We start from the raw sequence: 18,124 nt of genomic DNA, 5'->3' as shown, positions 1-18,124 counted from the left end.
CGCAATTCTGGACGGAAAACCGTTTCGCACTTTTCCTGGAATTGCTCTAACGTGTCTCCCTGTCTCGACCGCGCGCTTGGTGCGGTCAGGGGGCGCGGTCGAGGGCGCAGTCGGGAATTGCCTGCGCCGCGCAAAGGACACGCGGCAAATGCTCCTCGTTCCGTATTCCGCAGTGCGAGGCGGCGGCGTGATGCTCGTGCCTGGCTCGCCGCAATGGGGTGAACGCCGCTGGTCCGTTCCCTTGAGGAAGGGCAATGTGATATAGCGTCCGCCGATGATCATTCCGACCTCTTCGACATCCACACCGCTCGGCGAGCGTGCCTGCGGCACCTGCACCCTTTGCTGCCGGCTGCCGGATATCGACGCGTTGGAAAAACCGGCAAACGACTGGTGCCGGCATTGCATCGACGGTGAGGGGTGCCGGATCTATGAGCAGCGGCCGCAGCTCTGTCGCGACTTCCTCTGTCTTTGGCGCACGGATGAGGGCCTGGACGACACCTGGGATCCGGCGCGCTCGCGCATGATGATTTATCGGCAGGGGCCGCAGGTCACCGTTCTCGTCGATCCCGATTATCCGGAAATCTGGAAGCAGACGCCCTATGCCGAGACGCTGCAGCGCTGGGCGCGCGCGGGCGAAGGCGGGCAATATGTGATCGTCTTTGTCGGCGACGCCGTATTCAAGGTCGTCTGACGCGCGCGACAAAGCGCGAAAAAGAAAGAGCCCCGCACGAGGGCGGGGCAAGCGAGCACCCAAAATGGCTCGGGGTGCGGGGAAGCGCAGTCAGAAAGAACGTACTGCGCGGTACGGAAGCTAACGCGCATCCGCCAGCCGGGGGAAGGCCTGATTCGGCGATTCCGGTACGCTCGCCAAAATAAATCCTGAGAAGAGCCGAGCGGCGGGCCATGGCCGCCGCGCCCGTCTTTCGCGGTCCCGGTCTTGAGCAGCGCCGATTGACTTTGCCGCGTTCCGCCTCATTTCCGAAAGGAGAAACTGACGGAGACGATGATGTCAAAGACGATGCTCATGGTCCTCTGCCTACTGCATGTGTCCTTTAATCGTACCCGATTAAAGGACAAGAACATGCAGCAATTCAAAGTGCTACAGCGACCTTTGCGCGTCTGATAAGACGCGCGGCGCTGTAGCGCTTCTTGCCCTTTCGGCCTGTGGCAACACGGCGCGCGGCTTTCGGCAGGATGGAGCCGAGACCGGCCACGCACTCGACGACGCGACGCACCGGGTACTGAAGTCGACCTCGAAATAGAGCAAATCCAGGAAAAGTGCGAAACGGTTTTCCGTTCGGAATTGCGTAATTTCAAAGACTTAGATCACTTCAGTGTTTCGATGAAACAATGAAATGATCTAGGGCGCAAGAACCCGATGCAGGAAAGGCACTTCGGCCTTTCCTGTGTTCGCGCTCGATGGTGGTGCGGTCGGTGCCCGGACGAGCGTTATCGCGGCCGCAAGGCGTTCGGCTGAGCGACCGTTTCGCTGCTCGAAAAGATGACGACTGCAAACAGCAGCACGCCGACGAAGGCGACGATCGAGGCCGCGGCGACGATGGGCTCGATCTCGGGCCTGCCGGTGACCATCAGATAGAGCGACGGCACCAGCACGGCGACGCCTGAGGTGTAGACGTAATATTGGATCATGGCGAGCCGGCGCTCGGCCTTGGCGGGATTGAGCGCATAATAGATGCCGAAGATTGCCATCGTGACCCAGCCGAGCAGGTTTGTATGGGCATGCGCCGGCGTGGCGGCATGATCCTGACTGATAGCCATGTGCAGGCCGATACAGAGGCCGATGATCAGGAATATGATTGCGGTCTTGAAATACAATTGAGCAAGGCGCGGCATCGATTCTCTCCTCTTGATGCTCCCCGCTTACTTTATTAGCATTTTTGCAAATTAATAATGATTGCCAATATTGGGCACTTTGCGCCGTCGTCATGCCCGCGAGCGGATCCATGCGACCGGGCGGTTGCCGCGGCCAATGCGGCGCGCTTGCGCGTGGCCATGTCGTTGAAAGCGGTGAGGTTCTGGCGCTGCAGATAGGCGGATATCGCGGCTTCCACGCCGCGCTCATTGCCGCCTTCGGCTTCCCAGAAGGCTTCCATGGCGGCGAAGAGGGCGGACTTGTCGAGCGTCATGGTCATCTGAGATCGGCACCGAACTGCTGGCGGTGGTTGAGGGTGCCGTGGACGGCCTGGCTGTAGGGGGAGCGTTCCGCGTCGAAATCCGCGCACCAGCGCTCCCAGGCGTCGGAGGTGCGGACAAAGGCCGGCAGCTTGTGCTCCTCTTGCGGGCTCTGGTCGTAGCCTTCGAGCCAGGCGTCGGCGACCGTCTCGGTCACGTCTTCGCCGTGGAGGACGTCGAGATCGAAGCGGATCAGCTTTGCGACATGCTCGCCATCGTGGACCCGAAGCCAATCGGCAGCGGTGCGGTAGGTGGTGCCGACCGTGTCTGTCTCCTCGCAAAAATAGCCGGTGCCGAGCGTCATGACGGCGAGAATGACCTCGCGCCCGTGAAGGAACGGGGCGGGGCCTGTCACAGCATCCGCGATCAACACGTCGGGCATCGTTCACCTCGGCCTGTTCGAGGTGCGCGCTGGCGCGCCCTTGCGGGTGCCATCGGTCCCTCCGGTTTCGTTCTGTGGCAATATAGGAAAATTCCTATTTATACTTCAATAGGAAAGGCACTGCCGGCAGGAATTTTCTTCGCGCGGCCGCTTTGAGTTGTCGATAGGCGATTATTTGTTCTTGTTTTGTTCGATCGATTGCGCCACCTTGGAGCCGCCATTCCAGGTGGCGGAAAAGGAGCATGGGATGATCACCTATTTCGTGGTTCAGAGCTTCACGCTGGGGAGCCGCGGGGCGCTGCTTGCCGACAATCCGGTGCAGGCGACCGGGGCCGAACATGCGGTGCGGCTGGCCGAAAGGCTGGCAGCGACCAAGGTGGGCGTCGTGGCCTTCAGCCGCTCAGGCGATCTCGCGACCGGGGAGTTCGAGGACGCCACGCTGCTCTTCATGTCGGGCGACCTGCCGATGGAGATCGAGGAGGGGATGGCGGCCTGAGTGTCAAGTGGCAGGAGGCAGCGGACCGAACGCTTTGTGACGGCATGCGGAACGGCGGCGATTGCATGGCGAAGTGTTGAGGACTGCCCCGAGGCGATGCCTTGCCCGCGGCATCCTCGCCTGGCGGTGAGGGGCGAACCAGCCAGTGCCTGTGGCGTGCGGGATTTGTCCCTGGATCGGCTGGCACTTGGTGCAGAATTGACGTGCCTGTGGTCGGGACTCGCTACCCCACTGCCAGTCGTCGAGACAAGCTGGCGCCCATCGCGGCCCTGTTCAGGGGGTGAGCAGCTATGTGGTCGGCATGCTGCTTTGAATCAGGTAAGCGATATAGCACGTTGAATATGCAAGGATATCGTCGCTTGGCCCTGCAGGCTCTAGCGGGCGCTGTATTTGCCGACCACCCGGTGGCAGAAGGACCACTCGACCCGGCTCTCGGTGAATTCCAGGAAAGGGTTGTACTGCCGGAGCGTCCATTCGCGGTCGTTGAAGGAGACCAGCCGCTTGATGATCGCTTCGGCGTCGTTGGCGGGCGGCACGTGATAGAGCACCACGTCCTTGTCGCGCGCCGGCGGCAGATGCGGGTGGACGAGCGCCATGTCGCCGGGCTCGTATGCCGGGATCATCGAGCTGCCGGTGAGGTAGATGCCGTAGGCGCCCTTGACGCCCTCAAGCACCGAGGGGCGCTTGACATATTCGACCGCATCGAAGGTGACGATCACGTGGCCGTCGCCGCCTTGCGCGGCGGCGAAGATCGGTAGGTCGCGATGGCCGACGAGCTGTTCGCCGGGCACGATCTGCGGTGCGAAGCCGGGCGCACGTCTCGGTGCCGCTTCGGCGGCGGGGGCGCCCTGAATCAGATCGACGATCGTGCGCGCGTCGCGCTCGCGCAGTTCCCGCGGTGTCTCGCGCTCGACGAATTGCTGGATATAGGCGTGGTTCTTCGCGATCGCGATCGACAGATCCTTGTAGGTCGTCTTCTTCGCGTCGACTGCTTCCCGGATAAGGCGGCGCAATTCGTCCATGGCACTGGCATCCCAGATTCCGTTTCTTACGTCCAATAGGAAATTTCCTCTTGATGAGTGTAGGAAATCCTACTATGAATAGGATGTCAACGGAAATGAGCGGTGCAAATCGCCTGAGTTTCCGGCGGCGGCCGGCATCGCCAGCGTTTTTAAAAGACGCGCGGCGCTGTCAATGGCCCCACAGATCGGTCTCCGCAGCAATTGCGGTGAGCATTTTGAGAAAAGCTGCTGTCTTCCCGATCGGCAACGATTTCGGGGTGCGCAGCGGGCGAGAGGTTCCGCTTCCTCCCCGGAGCCTCTCGCTCTTCGATTACGATGATCTTGGGTCGGCTCGGCCCGGCAACATGAGCGCGATCGAAATTGGCGCGAGCGGAACGCGGGCGGGAAACCGTCAGCACTTTTCCTCCTCTCGCTGCAATTCGTCGCCGGCAAGCCGTCACCGGCGCATGCCTCCGGAACTGGCAATGGTTGCGGCTGGCGGCGTGCGCGGTCCGGGCGCCGGGAGCAGGCGGCTGCGCTCCTTGGGGGTGCGGTGCCGGCTCACGAGCCCGAAGTGGCGCCCGTCGTCCCGCCTGCATTCCTTTGGGATGCGCGGCGCAAGGGACCGAAGGGCCTGACCGGTCCGCCCATCAGGGGCGGATGCTGGAAGCGGCTTGTCGGCGGGGTGGGGAGACAAGCGGATTTGGCGCGCGATGAGCGCGATGGAATGGCCGTGCCAGACGGGGCGGCCAAAGGCGAAGGCATGGGAAAAGGCATGGCGCAGGACAGTCTGACAGGAAGGCCTGGAGCCTCCCGCTTTCAAGTGGAAACGCTGGAGGCGGAAAGATGCTCTGGAATCAAAGTGCTGGAGCGTCCTTTGTGCGTTCGGTCGAACGCACGGCGCTCTAGAGGACAGGCGGAAAGCAAGGGCGCGGGCGTCCTGCCGCCTTTGGTACGCGTCTGCGGCAGCGCTGTTGCCGCGGCGCCCGGCAAGGCCAGGGCCGGGGCCGCATCCCGGCCGAGCGGGGAGTAGCGGCCATGCGCATCACCGCGATCGTCGAGGCGCTGGTTCAATCCGGTGCGTCGCCGGAGATGATCCTTTGCGCCGTGCGCGCCGCCGAAGCCGGGCAGCAGTCGGAGATCGAGCGGCGCCGGGCAGGCGATCGCGAACGGCAGCAGCGTCACAGGGCGCGCGTGACGTCACGCGATGTCACGGCGACAGCGGCGGGTGTCCTCTAACTCTCCCGACACGACTCCGGCCGGGAGCGGCCCTCAGCTCGATCTCCACCTGGGGGCGGAAAATGCAGCGCGGTCGGGGCGCGGCCGCAGGGCCAGCCGGCTGCCCGCGACCTTCGAGCCCGACTGGGCGTTTGCCGCCGGGCTCGGCTTCGGGCCGGCCGAGGCAACAATCGAATTCGACAAGTTTCGCGACTACTGGACCGCCAAATCCGGCCGCAATGCCACCAAGCTCGACTGGGCGGCCACCTGGCGGAACTGGATGCGCAATGCCGGCCGACCAGCCAGGGCTGGCGGCCCCCAAGTCGCGAGCCGATCAACCGCGGCGGGCCGGGCCGGAGACGCCGGACCACCGCGACGCGGACATCGCCAGCAGGCGCCGCCGCACGAGACCGCCTTTGCCCGCCACCAGCGGGAATGCAGGCAAGCGATTGAAAGCGAAATCAAAGGAAACCGAAACAATGACCCTCTTGGAAATGATGAGTTTGCCGGCGCAGGCCCGGCTTTCGACCTTGAGCCGGGAGATTACCGCGCTCACTGAACGGCTGGCGCCGGCCAGCGAGGCGGCGGTGCTGCGCAGCCTCGACGCGATGCAGACGGCCGGCATGACGATGCCGCAGGGGATCGAGCCGAAAAAGATCCTCGCCGTCTACCATTATGCGCTCTCCGGCGTGCCGGGCTGTGGGCTAACGGCGGCGACGCAGAAGCTGATCCGCGGCGACTATGCGGCCAACGCCAATGTGCTGCTGGGCACGATCCCGAAGCCGCCGGTGCTGGCGGCACTGGCAAAGGCAGAGGCGCTGAGCATGCGGGCGGAGCTTGCCCGCAAGCGTGAGACGATCGCCGCCCTCAAGCCCCGGGATACCGGCCGTTCCGAAGCCAGTCGTGCCCGCGTTCGCGCCAGGCTCGAAGCGTTTCGGCGGACACACGCAGCGGCCAAGGCGGCCGCCCAGAACGTAAGCGCGCTTGCAACCCGGGAGATCCACCATGCAGCCTGAGGCAACGGAATTCATGACAGGGCAGACAGCTGCAGGCGGCAGGACAAGCGCCGTTGCGGCGCGGGCGAGGGCCGTGCCCGGGGCTGGCGGTGACGACGATACGGGAAAGCGCCACCGTGGACAGGCGCGCGCGGAAAGCGGCGCAGAGGCTATGGCAATGCGGATGACGGCAGGCGACGAGGTGAGGCAGAAGGCGGCCGCGCGTGGTCACGCGCAAGCCGAAGGTTCCGTGGGGATGGCCGCGGCTGACCGCGAGGCGGCGCCCGCCGCGACGCTGGAGGATCTGGCGGGCATGGTCGCGGTTCAGGTGCGCACGCAAACGCGGCGGATCGCGGAGCTGGAACTGGCGCTCGCCGATGCGGAGGCGCGGCTTCTGTCGCAGGCGCGGATGATTTGCGGCGCGGCGGATGCGGCAGGCGGCGATCTCTTCAGCCGGCGGCCGGTGCGCGAGATCATCGACGACGTGCTTGGCGCCTATCCCGGCATCACCTGGGAGGAGATCATCGGCGTTGGCCGCGAGCGCCGCCTGGTCGAGCCGCGCCATCGCTGCATGGCGGCAGTCTACGAGGAGCGCAAGGATCTGTCGCTGCCGGCGCTCGGCCGCATCTTCCACCGCGACCATACGTCGGTGCTGCATGCGGTGAACAGGCGCGGCGCCAGCCGATGACGGCAGCCTTTTGATTTTTGGATTGATTTTGCGTCAGCGCGAAGCCGGGGCCGGCGGTACGGCCAAGCAGCGATGACGAATGAATGAAACGAGGAAACGATACGATGACATCCAAGGCAGAACGCATCCGCATCAAGCGCGCCAGCCGGGCCGGCCGGCCGCGCAAGGCCGACGTGGCACGCTATCCCGGTGGGCAGATCAAGCACGGCGAGACCGAACGGGAGGTGCGCTCCGTGGCGCTCGACGCGCGCAAGCGCATGCATTTTTCCGGCAAGCGCGACGTCGATGTTGCGAGCCCCTTTGCCGGCTACACACTCGGCCGCATGTTCCTCGACGGCAAGCTGACGGCGCATGAGCGCGAGGCGGGCGACGAGTACGCCCGGCAGATGGCGCGCTATTACAGCCTCACCGGCATTCCCTTTCCGAGTGTCAGGGCGCAGTCGCTCTTCAGCGTCAAGGGTTTTGCCGGCGAGACCTCCGCCGAGCGTGCCCGGAGCGCCCGCCAGGCGGCGAACCGGATGATGGAACTGGAAGGCGTGCTCCTGAAACTGCAGGACGGACCGCAGGTGAAGACGACGGTCTTCAACGTCTGCATCATGGATTACGAGATGCTGCGCACCATGCCGGAACGGCAGCTCGCCTGGCTGAAACGCGGGCTGACCGAGCTGCACTGGCACTTGGGGCTGTCGCGGGAGAAGGAGGGGTGAGGTAGATGGCGCCCATCTTCTGGACCGCTCGTCCGGCCTGCCGGCCACCGTCTCGCCGCAGGCGGGGAGAAGGGACATATGGCGACGCCCCACCTAAATCGCTTCGTCACACCCGGCCGCGGGATACTTTTGCAGTCTAACTCCATCGGGCGCGCCGCATCAGCGGCGCCAGAAGGTCCGGTGGGGGCTGAGTAGTTCGTCCTCGATCTCGGGGAAGGGGCCAAAAACCTCGATCGGCTTCTGGCCGGAGGCAAGCACCGTGCGCGAGGCGAGGTTCATGGTCGGGTTTTCGGGGTGGTCGCTGGTTTCGGCAAGGAGCTTTTCCTCCTCGAAGCCGTAGACCAGGCGACCGATATTCGCCCAATAGAGCGTGCCGGTGCACATGGCGCAGGGCTCGCCGGTTGAAACCAGCGTGCAGGACCATAGGAATTTCGCCGGATAGGCGGTCGCGGCACGCCGGCTAAGCTCGGTCTCGGCGTGGCGTACGGTGTCGATATTGCCCTGGCGCATCAGGATGCTGTCGTCGGGGCCGACCAGGACCGCGCCGAAAGGATGATGGCCGTGCGCGGCGGCCTCGCGCGCGACTTCGTCGGCGGCGCGAAGGTGGGCGAGCATCTGATCGCGGGTCATGGTCTGTCGCTCCCCAACGTCGTGGACGCCACCGATTGGACGGTGCCGTTCGGACGATCGTAGCTCGAAAATCGAATGTCCGATATCGCCGCTGCCCGCAATTTCGCAAGACATCCGCCATGCCAGCGGGTGCTGCGCTTGCAAAGGGGAGTGTGTCTCCGTTCTCCTTGCGACAGGTGAGGCGGTCGCATTGCCCGGTCTTTCCCCAACCGCCGCAGCCTGCGCTGGCGGCGGGTCAATCTTGATCCGACCAGTCGGCAAGCAGGGTGATGCCGAACTTCGGCGCGGCCCTCCGAAGCCGATCAAGCTCTTCCGATGTCGGTGGCTTGACCGCTTCGCCCGGCCCAAGTTCACGGCCGGCTTCCTCCAGAAACCGGTCGAAGATGGCTGGCGTGCCGATCAGGATGTAGCGCGCCGGCCGGCGGCTGACGTTGAGGAGCTGGTGGGGTACGCGGCGCGGGAGAAAGATGCTCTGGCCCACGGTCAACCGGTGCGCGGTCCCGCCGATTACCGCAGTCAGTTCGCCCTCGAGGATGTAGACGGTTTCGTCGTCGCTGGCGTGGACGTGAATTGGCGTCCTGGTGTCGCCGCCGCTGACGTTTTCGAAGAGGCAGAACTGGCCGTCGGTCTGGCTGCCGGACAACAGACGCTTCATGACGACGCCGGCGAGGGCGAATGCTTTCGGTTCTGTGCTGCTCATCGCAAATACCCCATCGAATTTCGCAGGAGCGGTCCTGTCCGCTGCGCTCCCGAGGAAGCGCGGCGGCATGGTTGCATGCGTCGGCGGCGACATCAGGACGAAGGGTGAGGTGCGGCACGGTCCGATCCGGCGCCGATGGAGCCGGGGCGGCGCCCTGTCTGGCCGGCTTACCGAGAGGATGGCGAAATATCCACCGCGCGCGAATGGCGATCGGTTCCGCATGCCGGGGATCGGTCTCGAACCCGGTAAACCGATCGACGCGGCAGTTTGCCAGCACCGATGTCTCGGCTTGCCCAGCCTGTGGTAGAGTTCGCCCGTTCAGCTGGCTGGAGTGTGCTGTGATGGCTGCATCGACGTTCAATGCCAACACTGGCGACGGATATGAGTTGCAGATGGGGCGCTGGAGCCGAAGGCTGGCCGTGCCCTTCCTGGCATTTGCCGGAGCCGCGGCGGGCGAACGGGTGCTGGATGTCGGCTGCGGCACCGGCAGCCTGACATTCCTGTTGGCCGCGCGGCCCGACCTTTCCGCCGTCTGCGGGGTGGATTGCGCAGCGCCCTACATCGAACACGCCAGCCGCAGCAATCCGGATCCGCGCGTCTCCTTCCAGATTGGCGACGCATGCGCTCTGCCCTTTGAGGATGCGGCGTTCGATCGGGTCCTGTCGCTGCTGATGCTGCATTTCGTTTCTGAGCCGGAACGGGCCGTGGCGGAGATGCGCCGCGTTGCGCGGCCTGGCGCAACGGTCGCTGCCACCGTGTGGGACGGTCGCGGCGGTTTCGTTGCCAGCCGCCTGTTCCTCGATACGGCGGCAGCCCTTGATCCCGCCGCCCGCCGGCTTCGCGAGCGCGCCTTCACCCGCCCGATGACCCGGCCTGGCGAACTGGAGGCGGCCTGGCATAGGGCCGGCCTTGTCGAGGTCGAGACGGCTGAGCTTGCGATCCGCATGGAGTACGCTTCCTTCGACGACTACTGGACGCCCTATCTCGGCAAGGATGGCCCAGGGGCCGAATATATCGCGACACTCAATGAGCCGGCGCGCACGCGGCTTCGCGATGCGGTCCGTTCTGCCTATCTCGATGGCGAGGTCGATGGTCCACGGTCCTATGTCGCGGTCGCCTGGGCCGTCAAAGGTGTGGTGCCAGGTTGAATTCAGGGCGGCGGCTCATACCCCTGGGATCGCTGGAGACTTGAAGAAAGAGGTCAACCGGGTGATGCGGCTCTGTCAGAGTGACGCAACTCGGTTGCCGCTTCCGGGTTAGCCTGCCGATGCGGAGGTGAAAACCGCCAACTGGGCCTCGAAGGCGCGCTTGTAGGCCGGCCGTGCTTCGCCGCGAGCGACATAGGCAGCAAGGTTCGGGTATTCCTCAAGAATCCCTGATCCATGCAGCCGGCGCAGCACCGTCACCATCAGGAGGTCGCCGGCGCTGAAGGCGCCATCGAGCCAGTCGGCATCGCCAAGGTGATTGGAAAGGCCGCCAAGCCGTCTGCGGATGGTTTCGTCGAGCGCACGCAGGCGGTGCTCGTACCAGGGCTCGTTGCGTTCGAGGATCTGGACGAGATTACGGTCGAAGACCGGCGGCTCGATGGTGTTGAGCGCGGCAAACATCCAGGCGATCGCGCGCGCCCGGGCATTGGCTTCGTCTGGCAACAGGCCGGCATGGCGCTCGGCGATATGGAGCACGATCGCTCCGGACTCGAAGAGGGCGAGATCGCCTTCCTCATAGGTCGGGATCTGGCCGAAGGGCTGAAGGGAGAGATGCGGCGGCTGCTTCATCGCCTTGAACGACAGAAGGCGAACCTCGTAGGGCAGGCCTACTTCCTCGAGCGCCCAGCGGACACGCATGTCGCGCGCGAGCCCCTTGCCGCGATCCGGTGACCGTTCGAAAGCGGTAATGGTGATCGTCATCGTTGTCCTCCATCGCTTGGTCTCCCTTGAAGACGGATGGCAGCCCGCGATCCCGACACGTCGTCGCGAAAGTCGCGCCTGGACGGGCCGCTCAGGCCGCTCCCGTCACCGTTCCCTGGTGGAACAGCATCTGCCACCTGGTTCCGTTTCGCTTCCAGACAGAGCTTCTGAGTGCGTGCCGCTCCGATCCATCGCTTTCTCTGCGATGGGTTCTGTAGGTCAAGAGCAATGCTTCCGGCGAAATGGCGGTCAGGCGGTAATCGCTCGCGCGCAGTTCGCCATCGTCTTGCTCTGGCTCCTGCACAAGCAGATCGATGATTTCCGCACGATGATAGATCGTACCGGAAGCCCCGAACTCGACGAAGCCTTCGGCGAGCAGCGCCTCGACGGCTGAACGCGACCGGCGAACCTCCGGGCGGTGCAGTGCTTCTTCAAGCGCACGGATTTCATCGAGAGGGGGCAGAGCGTGCATCATGATTGTTCCGCTGTGGGCGAGGGCTGCCGGTACACTACTGCATGTCTCCTTAATCGACCTCGATTTAAGGACAAAGGCATGCAGAAAATCAAAGTGCTACAGCGACCTTTGCGCGTCTGATAAGACGCGCGGCGCTGTAATCTGCTGAGACCTCGGACGGCAACTGCCAGAGCGCCGTGCGTTCAGATGAACGCAAAGGACGCTGTAGCCGTGGCGCACCAGTTCATCCGGGGCGGCGCGAGCCAGCCGTTCAAAGAGGAAGCGGCCGGTTCTGGAAGATGCTCTTCATCACAAGGGTAGAGGTCAGGCGCAGCACGCTCGGCAGCGCAAGCAGGCTCTCGTCATAGAGCGCCTGGAAAGCCTTCAGGTCCTCAGTCACCACGTGCAGCATGTAGTCGGGATCGCCAAACAGACGCTCGGCTTGCGTGATTTCCGGTATCGCCCAAAGAGCCTTTTCGAAGGCATGCACGTTCTCGCGGCTGCCTTCCCTGAGCGTCGCAAAGACGATCGCCGAGAAATTGAGGCCGACCTTGGCGGCATCGATATTGGCGCGATAGTCGCTGATCACGCCGGATTGCTCGAGCGCCCTGACCCGGCGATGGCAGGGGGAAAGGCTGAGCCCGATGCGGTCGCCGAGCTCGGTAACCGACAGTCTCCCGTCCTTCTGAAGCTCAGCAAGAATCTTGCGGTCCGTATCATCCATGAGGGAGATATTACCTCAAGATGCCACATCTCGGCAAGAGATATGGAGCTAATCCCCGTGATGCAACGCTATTCTTCCTTTGATGGCGCGGGTATCCGAAGGAAGGTGGCGCGAGATGGAAATGGGTCTGTTGACGGCGTTTTGGGCGATATCGTTTTCGCTGGTGCTGACACCCGGCGCAGACTGGGCCTATGCGATCTCGGCGGGATTGCGAGACAGGGCGATCATGCCGGCCGTTTCCGGCATGCTGCTTGGCTATCTTGCGATCACTCTGGTGGTCGCGGCCGGCGTCGGCGCGCTCGTCGCCGGCGTTCCGGCGGTTCTGACGGTGCTTACCGTGCTGGGAGCGGGCTATCTCCTTTGGCTCGGCGTCGGGGTTCTGGCCCATCCGCCTGTTCCGGTGGCCGATGAAGATCAGGCGGCCAGGAGCTGGACCGGGTGGATCGTCCGCGGTTTCGCGGTGAGCGGCATCAACCCGAAGGCGCTACTTCTTTTCCTGGCGCTGCTGCCGCAGTTTACCAGCCGCGACGGGAGCTGGACGATCCCGAGCCAGATCGCGGCGCTCGGGGCCGTGCATATGCTCAACTGTGCGCTGATCTACTCGCTTGTCGGCACGGGTTCGAGCATGGTCCTCAGGACGCGCCCGCGCGTGGCCCGTCTGGTGAGCCAGTTCTCAGGCGCGGCGATGATTGCGATCGCGCTGTTCCTGCTCGCCGAGCAGCTTGTCATGGTCCGATGAGGCGTGGCGGCCGCCTCAGGACGCTTTAGCCAGCTTTTCTTCGCGACCGATGCGGGCGTCGAGGTCGCGCAGGCGAAGCGTGACGGCGGGGTGGCCGGGCAGGAGCGACAGGGCATTCGTCAGCATGTCGCGCGCCGTGACGAGGTTGCCGTCGCGGATATGGCGATTGGCGCGGTGGAAGAGGAAGTTGACCTGCTCTGTAGGGGCAAAGCGATCGCCGAAGCGGGCGTGCAGGCGATCGGCCCAGGCCGGGTGGCGGGCCATGGCGGCGACGGCGTTCTGGTAAGGCCGCATCGGCGCGTCGATCCGCGCGGAGCGGGCAAGGGCGCGCAGGGCAGCAAGGTCATTGGCGCGGCAGGCATCGATCAGCGAAAGCGCGCGCTGCGTTCCGGTGAAGACCCTGACCGTGCCATGACCGGTCATGTGTACGGGCACGAGATGCGTTTCCGCCTGCAGTTCCGCTATGCGCTCGGCATGCCTGCGATCGATCGCGTGGAACGGGTCGTAGAAGAGATAGGCGCGGCCGGCGGCATGGTCGGGGGCGATACTCATATTGGCGTGCAGGTCGGGCGAGAAATGCCTGAGAAAGCGATTGTCGTAGGGAACGGCTTTGGGATTGATCGAGATTTGCGGGCAGAAGGCGATGGCTGTCGTGGCGTTGAAACGCCGGCGGTAGCGAAGCGCTGCATAACCGCCCTGAGAATGGCCGTAGAGGATGCGCTCGGGTGCTGCCTTCAGGATCGGCGCCGCAGCCTCGACCGCCTTGACCACGCTTTCGGCCGGAAACCAGTTGGGACGCTTGCTGATGAAGCCGAGGGCGGCGATATCCGCCTTCTCGCAAAAGCGCTGGCCCCAGTAGCGGCTCCCGTTTGCCTGGATTTCCATCTCGTTGAAGGTGATGAGGAGGTAAGCCGAGGCGCCCGGGCGATGGATGACCTCAAGGTTTTCGTCCGAGTAGATAAGCACGGTTGCTCCGAAGTATTTCAAGGTTTGCAGTAGTATATTTCCAATTTCCGAAGCTTGTTCGGCGACGTTATATTAGTGTGAATTCGCCTGGGATTTCCAGTGCCTAGGACTTTCTGCAAGAGGATTTCAATATTCATTTCGGCTGACGGCTTCAGCGGTCGTTCGTTTCGGCAGCTTTCGGCTCAAACCGGACATAGAGGTTCGCATCGCGGACGGCTGCTTTGCGCCCCCATTTGAGCCGTTCAGCGCGCCGATCGCCGAGCCCAGAAGCTGCCATTCATTCACGTGGAGCGGCGCTGAGCGGCAACGGCCTCAATGGGACTCTGCTGCCGTCCTCGGATGATACGGCGAACGGCAGCTTCCAGCGAGAGCGAACGTTCCGGCGTTTATGCAGATCATCGCCCGTGGCATGCGCTGAGACATCAGGGTTTCGTATCCTCCTTGAAACGCGATACTGGTTGACTACATGTTGTAGATGCATCATCGAGAGACTTATGAACCTGCGTTCCCTACCCGACGATAGACGAGCAATGCTGCGGGAACTGGAAGATGCCTGCGTAATTTCGCGGGCGCGCCTTATCTCACGCGTTATGACCAACATCTTCGACGAGGAACTGCGGCCGTTCGGCCTAGTGTCCTCGCAACACACCTTACTCGGTTCAATCATGCGGATGGGCGTCGCGACGCGTGCCGAAATCGGCCGAGCCAACTGCCTCGATCGCTCCACCTTGACGAGAAACCTCAAGCTGATGCTGGACGCGGGATGGATCGAAGAGGTCCCCGACAAGGTTCAAGGTCGTCAGCGCCCCCTTCGGCTGAGCAAAGCTGGCGAAGACCTGCTGTTTTCATCCATGCCGGCCTGGCGGGCGGGGCAGGAACGAGCGTCCAAGCTGCTTGGGCAAGCAGGCTTGAGCGCAATCAAGACCGTCGCGGACGACATTCCGCGCGATTAGCCGGAATCTGAAATTATGGTATTGCATATACAACACTGCTTCCCATGTGTTGTATATGCAGCATTAGGACGCCGCGGAGCGCCTGATGCCATTATCGAAAGGAGAAATGCGATGACAACGATTCTGGTGACCGGTGCAACCGGAGATACGGGGCGTCCGACCGTGAAGGAACTGCTGAAGAAAGGCCTAAAGGTCCGCGCCCTCGCTCGTCGGGAGGACGCTCGCTCGCAGGAGCTGGCCAGTCTGGGTGCCGAGATCGTTTATGGGGACATCACCAGCCTGCGCGATATGCGGCTGGCTTTCGACGGCGTCGACCGCGCTTACTTCTGCTATCCCATTGCCGACGGTCTCGTGGAGGCGGCAGTCATCTTCGCACAGGTGGCGAGAGAGCAGGGCGTCGAGCACATCGTCAACCTGTCCCACAAGCAATCCAGGCCCGACGCGCGCAGCAAGGTGACCCAGAACCATTGGCTTTCGGAGCAGGTGTTCAAGTGGTCAGGCATCCCGACGACGAACTTGCGCATCACCTTCTTCGCCGAGTGGCTCCTCTACATCTCGACATTCATCCAGCGCGGCCGCTACGTCATGCCATTCAACAAGGATGGCCGCTTTGCTCCGCTGGCCGCGGCCGATACGGCGAAGATCATCGCCAACATCCTGGAGAAACCGGAAGGCCACGGCGGCCAAGCCTACCAGCTGCACGGCCCGAAGGAGTATAGTCACGAGGAGCTCGCAGCAGAGGTTGGTCGGGTCCTCGGAGTCGATCTGCCCTTCGAGCAGCTTACCGTATCGGCCTTTCTGGAGCTCGCGGGGCTCGAGGATGACACCGTCTTGCGGCGGCACTTCGAAGCTGCGGAGCTGGACCAGCAAGAGGGTCTCCTCGCCGGTCTCGATGACATCGGCACGAAGATTATTGGTGGCCCGCTGATGACCGTAGAAGCTTTCGTCAACGCGAACCGGGCGCGCTTCGTCCGTGAAGCGCAAACGTCAGTCGACCGAAATTAGAATCCTGTACGTTTTGGGGCGGATATATCAGGGTGACTAATCCAGGTCGCTAACCGGGGCTATCCGGAACGCATGTTTCGGAGCTGCATCGTCCACCTCGAAAATGCCATGGCTTTGCGATTAATTCACCGGCCACTGAGCTGAATCCTCGAGTGCGTAGCGACTGGCAGCTGCGCACTCGATGGACTATAGCTTTTGGCCGAAGCAGATGCTCACATCCAGGTCAAGGTACGACCTGGAGGGGTCGACAGCAGTCAATGGCCGACCTGCTGATTTAAGCCGATAGCGAATGTCCGCTTCATCAATGCTGCTGCCCGGAACCTGCCGTCCCGCTCTCGGCCCCATATCGGCCACGGCGCCGCGGTCGGCGAATGTCTACTGTTGGCGCAAAGCGGCCAAGGCCACCATGACCGATTGGTGGGATTGCTGAGCAACTCCGAGCTTTTCCTACAATAGGGCAGCTTCAGACCCGCTTGAGAAAAGCAAGCACCCGATCCGTCAGCAGCGCCGTTGCCGCCGCGTCGTAGGACGGCAGCGAGCTGTCGGCGAAATAGTGCTGGTCGCCGGGATAGAGGAAGAGCTCGGCATCGTCGGCCTTCTCGACGAGTTCGCGGGCGGCGTCGATGTCGCCTTCGCCGACGAAGATCGGGTCGTTGTCCATGCCGTGGATCTGGACGGGCACGCCATCCGGCCAGGGGCCGAAGGACCACTGACCGCTGATCGGGATGCAGGAGTAGAAGAGTAGGGCGCCGCGGGCGCCGGGCCGGGTCTGGGCGAGCTTCTGGGCCGGCAGGACGCCGAAGGAGAAGCCGGCATAGACGAGGCCCTGGGGAAGCGCGTCGGCGAGGCGAACGCCGCGCTCGCGCATCTCATCGAAGCCGACCTCGCCGATATAGGCGAGGCCTTCTTCGATGCTTGCGAAGGTGCGCCCCTCGAAGAGATCAGGCAGGTGCACGGTGTGGCCGGCGGCCCGGAGGTCCTCGGCGAAAGCGTGCATTCCCGGGGTCAGCCCCTGGGCGTGATGGAAGAGCAGGACCTCGGCCATGGACGACTTCTCCTTCAAATTATCCTTCGCGTTCCAATTGTGTCTCGCCGCCTGAAGGGTCAAGCGGTGTTGCGGTCGATTGAGAAAATTTTCCTGTCGCAGCGATAGCACGTTTCCTTGACGTCTTGTTGCCATCTTCGACCGCTTCCTTGCGGATCAGCATTGGTCACGATTCTGAAGGAAAGACGTCATGACAGGGAAGTTGCGCATTGCCGTGTTGTTTGGTGGGCGTTCGGCGGAGCATGAGGTTTCGCTGATGTCGGCGCGCAATGTCGTCGCCGCGCTTGACAGAGCACGCTACGAGATCGTGCCGATCGGCATTGCCAAAGATGGGCGTTGGCTGTTGCTCGAGCTTGAAAACGGCGAGCTGCCCCGGACCATTCCGGCGGCAGGAACGCAAGTTGCGCTGATCCCGGGCGGCAAGGGCCGGGCGGTCACCATTGCCGCCGACGGAACGCAAGGGCTGCTGCCGGCCGTCGACCTGATCTTTCCGGTGCTGCATGGGCCGTTCGGCGAGGACGGGACGGTGCAGGGTTACGCCGAGACGGCCGATGTCGCCTATGTCGGCTGCGGCGTTGCGGCTTCGGCAGCCGCCATGGACAAGGTGCTCGCCAAGCGCCTGCTTGCGGCCGAGGGGTTGCCAGTCGCGCGTGCCATCGCGCTGCATCAGGAGGACGCCTATTCCGGCGAAACCATCCTGGAAACACTGGGATTGCCGGTTTTCGTTAAGCCGGCGCGGCAGGGCTCATCCGTCGGCGTCAGCCGTGTCAATAGCCTCGACGGGCTTGCGGCTGCGCTGGAAGAGGCGTTTCGCCACGACGACAAGGTGCTGATCGAAGAGTTCGTGCAGGCCCGCGAGATCGAGTGCTCGGTGCTGGAAGACGCCAAGGGCAGGCTCACCGTGTCGCGGCCGGGAGAGATCATCCCCGCCGAAAGCCACGGTTTCTACAGCTACGACGCCAAATATGTCGACGCTGGCGGCGCGATCGTGAATGCGCCGGCGGACCTTGCCGAAGAGGTGGGCGCGCGGGCGCAGGAGATGGCCGAGCGGGCCTTCCGGGCACTGGCCTGCGCCGGCATGGCGCGCGTCGATTTCTTCCTGCGGCCAGATGGAAGCCTCGTCATCAACGAGATCAACACCATTCCCGGCTTCACCAATATCAGCATGTATGCCAAGGCGCTTGCGGCAGACGGAATCTCCTATGTCGCGGCGGTGGAAACGCTGATTGCGCATGCGCTCGCGTTGCGTGGGGATGGGGCCGCGCGCGCATGAAACACTAGCCGCGGATGCTGCCTTTGGGTTGTATTACATATTAGATGT

At 63.4% G+C, this 18,124-nt stretch carries 23 protein-coding genes and 1 pseudogene; 12 read left to right on the top strand and 12 right to left on the bottom strand.

Going from position 1 to position 18,124, the window contains the following annotated elements; translation table 11 throughout:
* Positions 1 to 274 precede the first annotated feature (274 nt).
* Positions 275 to 691, top strand: a complete 417-nt coding sequence (locus IB265_RS09335; protein ID WP_057253972.1) for a hypothetical protein — start codon at positions 275 to 277, stop codon at positions 689 to 691.
* Between the two features lie 448 nt (positions 692 to 1,139).
* Positions 1,140 to 1,262, top strand: a pseudogene (locus IB265_RS36635) (entericidin); the annotation flags it as partial.
* 187 nt (positions 1,263 to 1,449) lie between these two features.
* On the opposite strand, the gene IB265_RS09330 reads toward IB265_RS36635, so the two are convergent.
* The 3 genes from IB265_RS09330 to IB265_RS09320 are packed head-to-tail and all read right to left on the bottom strand — an operon-like array spanning position 1,450 to position 2,575.
* Positions 1,450 to 1,854, bottom strand: coding sequence for a hypothetical protein (locus tag IB265_RS09330; protein ID WP_057253974.1), 405 nt, complete (start codon positions 1,852 to 1,854; stop codon positions 1,450 to 1,452).
* 35 nt (positions 1,855 to 1,889) lie between these two features.
* A complete protein-coding gene (locus tag IB265_RS09325; protein ID WP_110881668.1) occupies positions 1,890 to 2,153 on the bottom strand; it encodes a hypothetical protein in 264 nt (87 codons plus the stop codon).
* Positions 2,150 to 2,575: a hypothetical protein gene (locus IB265_RS09320; protein ID WP_112995530.1), complete on the bottom strand. Its 426-nt coding sequence runs from the start codon at positions 2,573 to 2,575 to the stop codon at positions 2,150 to 2,152. The genes IB265_RS09325 and IB265_RS09320 overlap by 4 nt, the downstream gene beginning before the upstream one ends.
* Positions 2,576 to 2,822: 247 nt before the next feature.
* Between IB265_RS09320 and IB265_RS09315 the strand changes: the two genes are divergently transcribed.
* The gene (locus IB265_RS09315) at positions 2,823 to 3,071 is read left to right on the top strand and encodes a hypothetical protein (RefSeq protein ID WP_057253978.1); all 249 of its coding nucleotides are present in this window, start codon (positions 2,823 to 2,825) and stop codon (positions 3,069 to 3,071) included.
* Positions 3,072 to 3,445: 374 nt separating this feature from the next.
* Here IB265_RS09315 and IB265_RS09310 read toward each other — a convergent pair whose 3' ends face one another.
* Entirely contained in the window at positions 3,446 to 4,093 is a 648-nt protein-coding gene (locus IB265_RS09310) for a S24 family peptidase (protein ID WP_057253980.1), read from the bottom strand.
* Between the two features lie 1,017 nt (positions 4,094 to 5,110).
* Here IB265_RS09310 and IB265_RS09305 point away from each other — a divergent pair.
* From IB265_RS09305 to IB265_RS09290, 4 genes are all read left to right on the top strand, one after another.
* Positions 5,111 to 5,311 carry a hypothetical protein gene (locus IB265_RS09305; RefSeq protein WP_057253982.1) on the top strand — a complete coding sequence of 67 codons (201 nt, stop codon included), beginning with the start codon at positions 5,111 to 5,113 and terminating at the stop codon, positions 5,309 to 5,311.
* 458 nt (positions 5,312 to 5,769) lie between these two features.
* On the top strand, positions 5,770 to 6,306 hold the full coding sequence (locus tag IB265_RS09300) for a hypothetical protein (protein WP_143032972.1): 537 nt from the start codon (positions 5,770 to 5,772) through the stop codon (positions 6,304 to 6,306).
* Positions 6,296 to 6,973: a helix-turn-helix domain-containing protein gene (locus tag IB265_RS36630; protein ID WP_244495697.1), complete on the top strand. Its 678-nt coding sequence runs from the start codon at positions 6,296 to 6,298 to the stop codon at positions 6,971 to 6,973. Before IB265_RS09300 ends, IB265_RS36630 begins: the two co-directional genes overlap by 11 nt.
* Before the next feature lie 104 nt (positions 6,974 to 7,077).
* Positions 7,078 to 7,680 carry a hypothetical protein gene (locus IB265_RS09290; RefSeq protein ID WP_057253988.1) on the top strand — a complete coding sequence of 201 codons (603 nt, stop codon included), beginning with the start codon at positions 7,078 to 7,080 and terminating at the stop codon, positions 7,678 to 7,680.
* Between the two features lie 159 nt (positions 7,681 to 7,839).
* Here the strand turns inward: IB265_RS09290 and IB265_RS09285 are convergent, their stop codons facing one another.
* Positions 7,840 to 8,310 (bottom strand): nucleoside deaminase, encoded by a 471-nt coding sequence (locus tag IB265_RS09285; protein ID WP_057254438.1) that lies wholly within the window; start codon positions 8,308 to 8,310, stop codon positions 7,840 to 7,842.
* A 235-nt stretch (positions 8,311 to 8,545) separates the two neighbouring features.
* The gene (locus tag IB265_RS09280; RefSeq protein WP_057254440.1) at positions 8,546 to 9,010 is read right to left on the bottom strand and encodes a cupin domain-containing protein; all 465 of its coding nucleotides are present in this window, start codon (positions 9,008 to 9,010) and stop codon (positions 8,546 to 8,548) included.
* Between the two features lie 341 nt (positions 9,011 to 9,351).
* Here IB265_RS09280 and IB265_RS09275 point away from each other — a divergent pair, with 341 nt between their 5' ends.
* A complete protein-coding gene (locus IB265_RS09275) occupies positions 9,352 to 10,158 on the top strand; it encodes a class I SAM-dependent methyltransferase (RefSeq protein WP_057253990.1) in 807 nt (268 codons plus the stop codon).
* Positions 10,159 to 10,266: 108 nt separating this feature from the next.
* Here IB265_RS09275 and IB265_RS09270 read toward each other — a convergent pair whose 3' ends face one another.
* The 3 genes from IB265_RS09270 to IB265_RS09260 all read right to left on the bottom strand — a co-directional run bounded on the left by IB265_RS09270 (position 10,267) and on the right by IB265_RS09260 (position 12,095).
* Positions 10,267 to 10,917: a glutathione S-transferase family protein gene (locus tag IB265_RS09270; RefSeq protein ID WP_057253992.1), complete on the bottom strand. Its 651-nt coding sequence runs from the start codon at positions 10,915 to 10,917 to the stop codon at positions 10,267 to 10,269.
* Positions 10,918 to 11,008: 91 nt separating this feature from the next.
* Positions 11,009 to 11,392: a DUF4440 domain-containing protein gene (locus IB265_RS09265; RefSeq protein WP_112995609.1), complete on the bottom strand. Its 384-nt coding sequence runs from the start codon at positions 11,390 to 11,392 to the stop codon at positions 11,009 to 11,011.
* A gap of 250 nt (positions 11,393 to 11,642) precedes the next feature.
* Positions 11,643 to 12,095 carry an Lrp/AsnC family transcriptional regulator gene (locus tag IB265_RS09260; protein ID WP_057253994.1) on the bottom strand — a complete coding sequence of 151 codons (453 nt, stop codon included), beginning with the start codon at positions 12,093 to 12,095 and terminating at the stop codon, positions 11,643 to 11,645.
* A 115-nt stretch (positions 12,096 to 12,210) separates the two neighbouring features.
* On the opposite strand from IB265_RS09260, the gene IB265_RS09255 reads away from it, so the two are divergent.
* Positions 12,211 to 12,834, top strand: a complete 624-nt coding sequence (locus tag IB265_RS09255) for a LysE family translocator (RefSeq protein ID WP_093234675.1) — start codon at positions 12,211 to 12,213, stop codon at positions 12,832 to 12,834.
* 15 nt (positions 12,835 to 12,849) lie between these two features.
* Here IB265_RS09255 and IB265_RS09250 read toward each other — a convergent pair whose 3' ends face one another.
* The gene (locus IB265_RS09250) at positions 12,850 to 13,800 is read right to left on the bottom strand and encodes a hypothetical protein (RefSeq protein ID WP_057254444.1); all 951 of its coding nucleotides are present in this window, start codon (positions 13,798 to 13,800) and stop codon (positions 12,850 to 12,852) included.
* Between the two features lie 494 nt (positions 13,801 to 14,294).
* Between IB265_RS09250 and IB265_RS09245 the strand changes: the two genes are divergently transcribed.
* Together IB265_RS09245 and IB265_RS09240 are read left to right on the top strand one after the other, a co-directional pair.
* Positions 14,295 to 14,753, top strand: coding sequence for a MarR family winged helix-turn-helix transcriptional regulator (locus IB265_RS09245; protein ID WP_063891506.1), 459 nt, complete (start codon positions 14,295 to 14,297; stop codon positions 14,751 to 14,753).
* Between the two features lie 111 nt (positions 14,754 to 14,864).
* A complete protein-coding gene (locus IB265_RS09240) occupies positions 14,865 to 15,758 on the top strand; it encodes an SDR family NAD(P)-dependent oxidoreductase (protein ID WP_093234673.1) in 894 nt (297 codons plus the stop codon).
* Positions 15,759 to 16,221: 463 nt separating this feature from the next.
* On the opposite strand, the gene IB265_RS09235 is transcribed toward IB265_RS09240, so the two are convergent.
* Together IB265_RS09235 and IB265_RS09230 are read right to left on the bottom strand one after the other, a co-directional pair.
* Positions 16,222 to 16,803, bottom strand: a complete 582-nt coding sequence (locus IB265_RS09235) for a dienelactone hydrolase family protein (RefSeq protein ID WP_113736986.1) — start codon at positions 16,801 to 16,803, stop codon at positions 16,222 to 16,224.
* A 19-nt stretch (positions 16,804 to 16,822) separates the two neighbouring features.
* Positions 16,823 to 16,966, bottom strand: a complete 144-nt coding sequence (locus IB265_RS09230; protein WP_156414718.1) for a hypothetical protein — start codon at positions 16,964 to 16,966, stop codon at positions 16,823 to 16,825.
* A gap of 27 nt (positions 16,967 to 16,993) precedes the next feature.
* Between IB265_RS09230 and IB265_RS09225 the strand changes: the two genes are divergently transcribed.
* A complete protein-coding gene (locus IB265_RS09225; RefSeq protein ID WP_057254003.1) occupies positions 16,994 to 18,076 on the top strand; it encodes a D-alanine--D-alanine ligase family protein in 1,083 nt (360 codons plus the stop codon).
* The last annotated feature ends 48 nt before the right edge of the window (positions 18,077 to 18,124 follow it).

This window comes from Ensifer sp. ENS10 (assembly GCF_014852025.1).
Taxonomy (GTDB): domain Bacteria; phylum Pseudomonadota; class Alphaproteobacteria; order Rhizobiales; family Rhizobiaceae; genus Ensifer.
Note: the sequence above shows the minus strand (reverse complement) of the source record. Positions and strands in the feature narration are given on the sequence as shown.

Bases quoted from the DNA above. Each gene is read 5' to 3' on its own strand.
- IB265_RS09335 (WP_057253972.1), top strand. From the start codon at position 275: ATGATCATTCCGACCTCTTCGACATCCACACCGCTCGGCGAGCGTGCC.
- IB265_RS09330 (WP_057253974.1), bottom strand. From the start codon at position 1,854: ATGCCGCGCCTTGCTCAATTGTATTTCAAGACCGCAATCATATTCCTG.
- IB265_RS09325 (WP_110881668.1), bottom strand. From the start codon at position 2,153: ATGACCATGACGCTCGACAAGTCCGCCCTCTTCGCCGCCATGGAAGCC.
- IB265_RS09320 (WP_112995530.1), bottom strand. From the start codon at position 2,575: ATGCCCGACGTGTTGATCGCGGATGCTGTGACAGGCCCCGCCCCGTTC.
- IB265_RS09315 (WP_057253978.1), top strand. From the start codon at position 2,823: ATGATCACCTATTTCGTGGTTCAGAGCTTCACGCTGGGGAGCCGCGGG.
- IB265_RS09310 (WP_057253980.1), bottom strand. From the start codon at position 4,093: ATGGACGAATTGCGCCGCCTTATCCGGGAAGCAGTCGACGCGAAGAAG.
- IB265_RS09305 (WP_057253982.1), top strand. From the start codon at position 5,111: ATGCGCATCACCGCGATCGTCGAGGCGCTGGTTCAATCCGGTGCGTCG.
- IB265_RS09300 (WP_143032972.1), top strand. From the start codon at position 5,770: ATGACCCTCTTGGAAATGATGAGTTTGCCGGCGCAGGCCCGGCTTTCG.
- IB265_RS36630 (WP_244495697.1), top strand. From the start codon at position 6,296: ATGCAGCCTGAGGCAACGGAATTCATGACAGGGCAGACAGCTGCAGGC.
- IB265_RS09290 (WP_057253988.1), top strand. From the start codon at position 7,078: ATGACATCCAAGGCAGAACGCATCCGCATCAAGCGCGCCAGCCGGGCC.
- IB265_RS09285 (WP_057254438.1), bottom strand. From the start codon at position 8,310: ATGACCCGCGATCAGATGCTCGCCCACCTTCGCGCCGCCGACGAAGTC.
- IB265_RS09280 (WP_057254440.1), bottom strand. From the start codon at position 9,010: ATGAGCAGCACAGAACCGAAAGCATTCGCCCTCGCCGGCGTCGTCATG.
- IB265_RS09275 (WP_057253990.1), top strand. From the start codon at position 9,352: ATGGCTGCATCGACGTTCAATGCCAACACTGGCGACGGATATGAGTTG.
- IB265_RS09270 (WP_057253992.1), bottom strand. From the start codon at position 10,917: ATGACGATCACCATTACCGCTTTCGAACGGTCACCGGATCGCGGCAAG.
- IB265_RS09265 (WP_112995609.1), bottom strand. From the start codon at position 11,392: ATGATGCACGCTCTGCCCCCTCTCGATGAAATCCGTGCGCTTGAAGAA.
- IB265_RS09260 (WP_057253994.1), bottom strand. From the start codon at position 12,095: ATGGATGATACGGACCGCAAGATTCTTGCTGAGCTTCAGAAGGACGGG.
- IB265_RS09255 (WP_093234675.1), top strand. From the start codon at position 12,211: ATGGAAATGGGTCTGTTGACGGCGTTTTGGGCGATATCGTTTTCGCTG.
- IB265_RS09245 (WP_063891506.1), top strand. From the start codon at position 14,295: ATGAACCTGCGTTCCCTACCCGACGATAGACGAGCAATGCTGCGGGAA.
- IB265_RS09240 (WP_093234673.1), top strand. From the start codon at position 14,865: ATGACAACGATTCTGGTGACCGGTGCAACCGGAGATACGGGGCGTCCG.
- IB265_RS09235 (WP_113736986.1), bottom strand. From the start codon at position 16,803: ATGGCCGAGGTCCTGCTCTTCCATCACGCCCAGGGGCTGACCCCGGGA.
- IB265_RS09230 (WP_156414718.1), bottom strand. From the start codon at position 16,966: ATGCTGATCCGCAAGGAAGCGGTCGAAGATGGCAACAAGACGTCAAGG.
- IB265_RS09225 (WP_057254003.1), top strand. From the start codon at position 16,994: ATGACAGGGAAGTTGCGCATTGCCGTGTTGTTTGGTGGGCGTTCGGCG.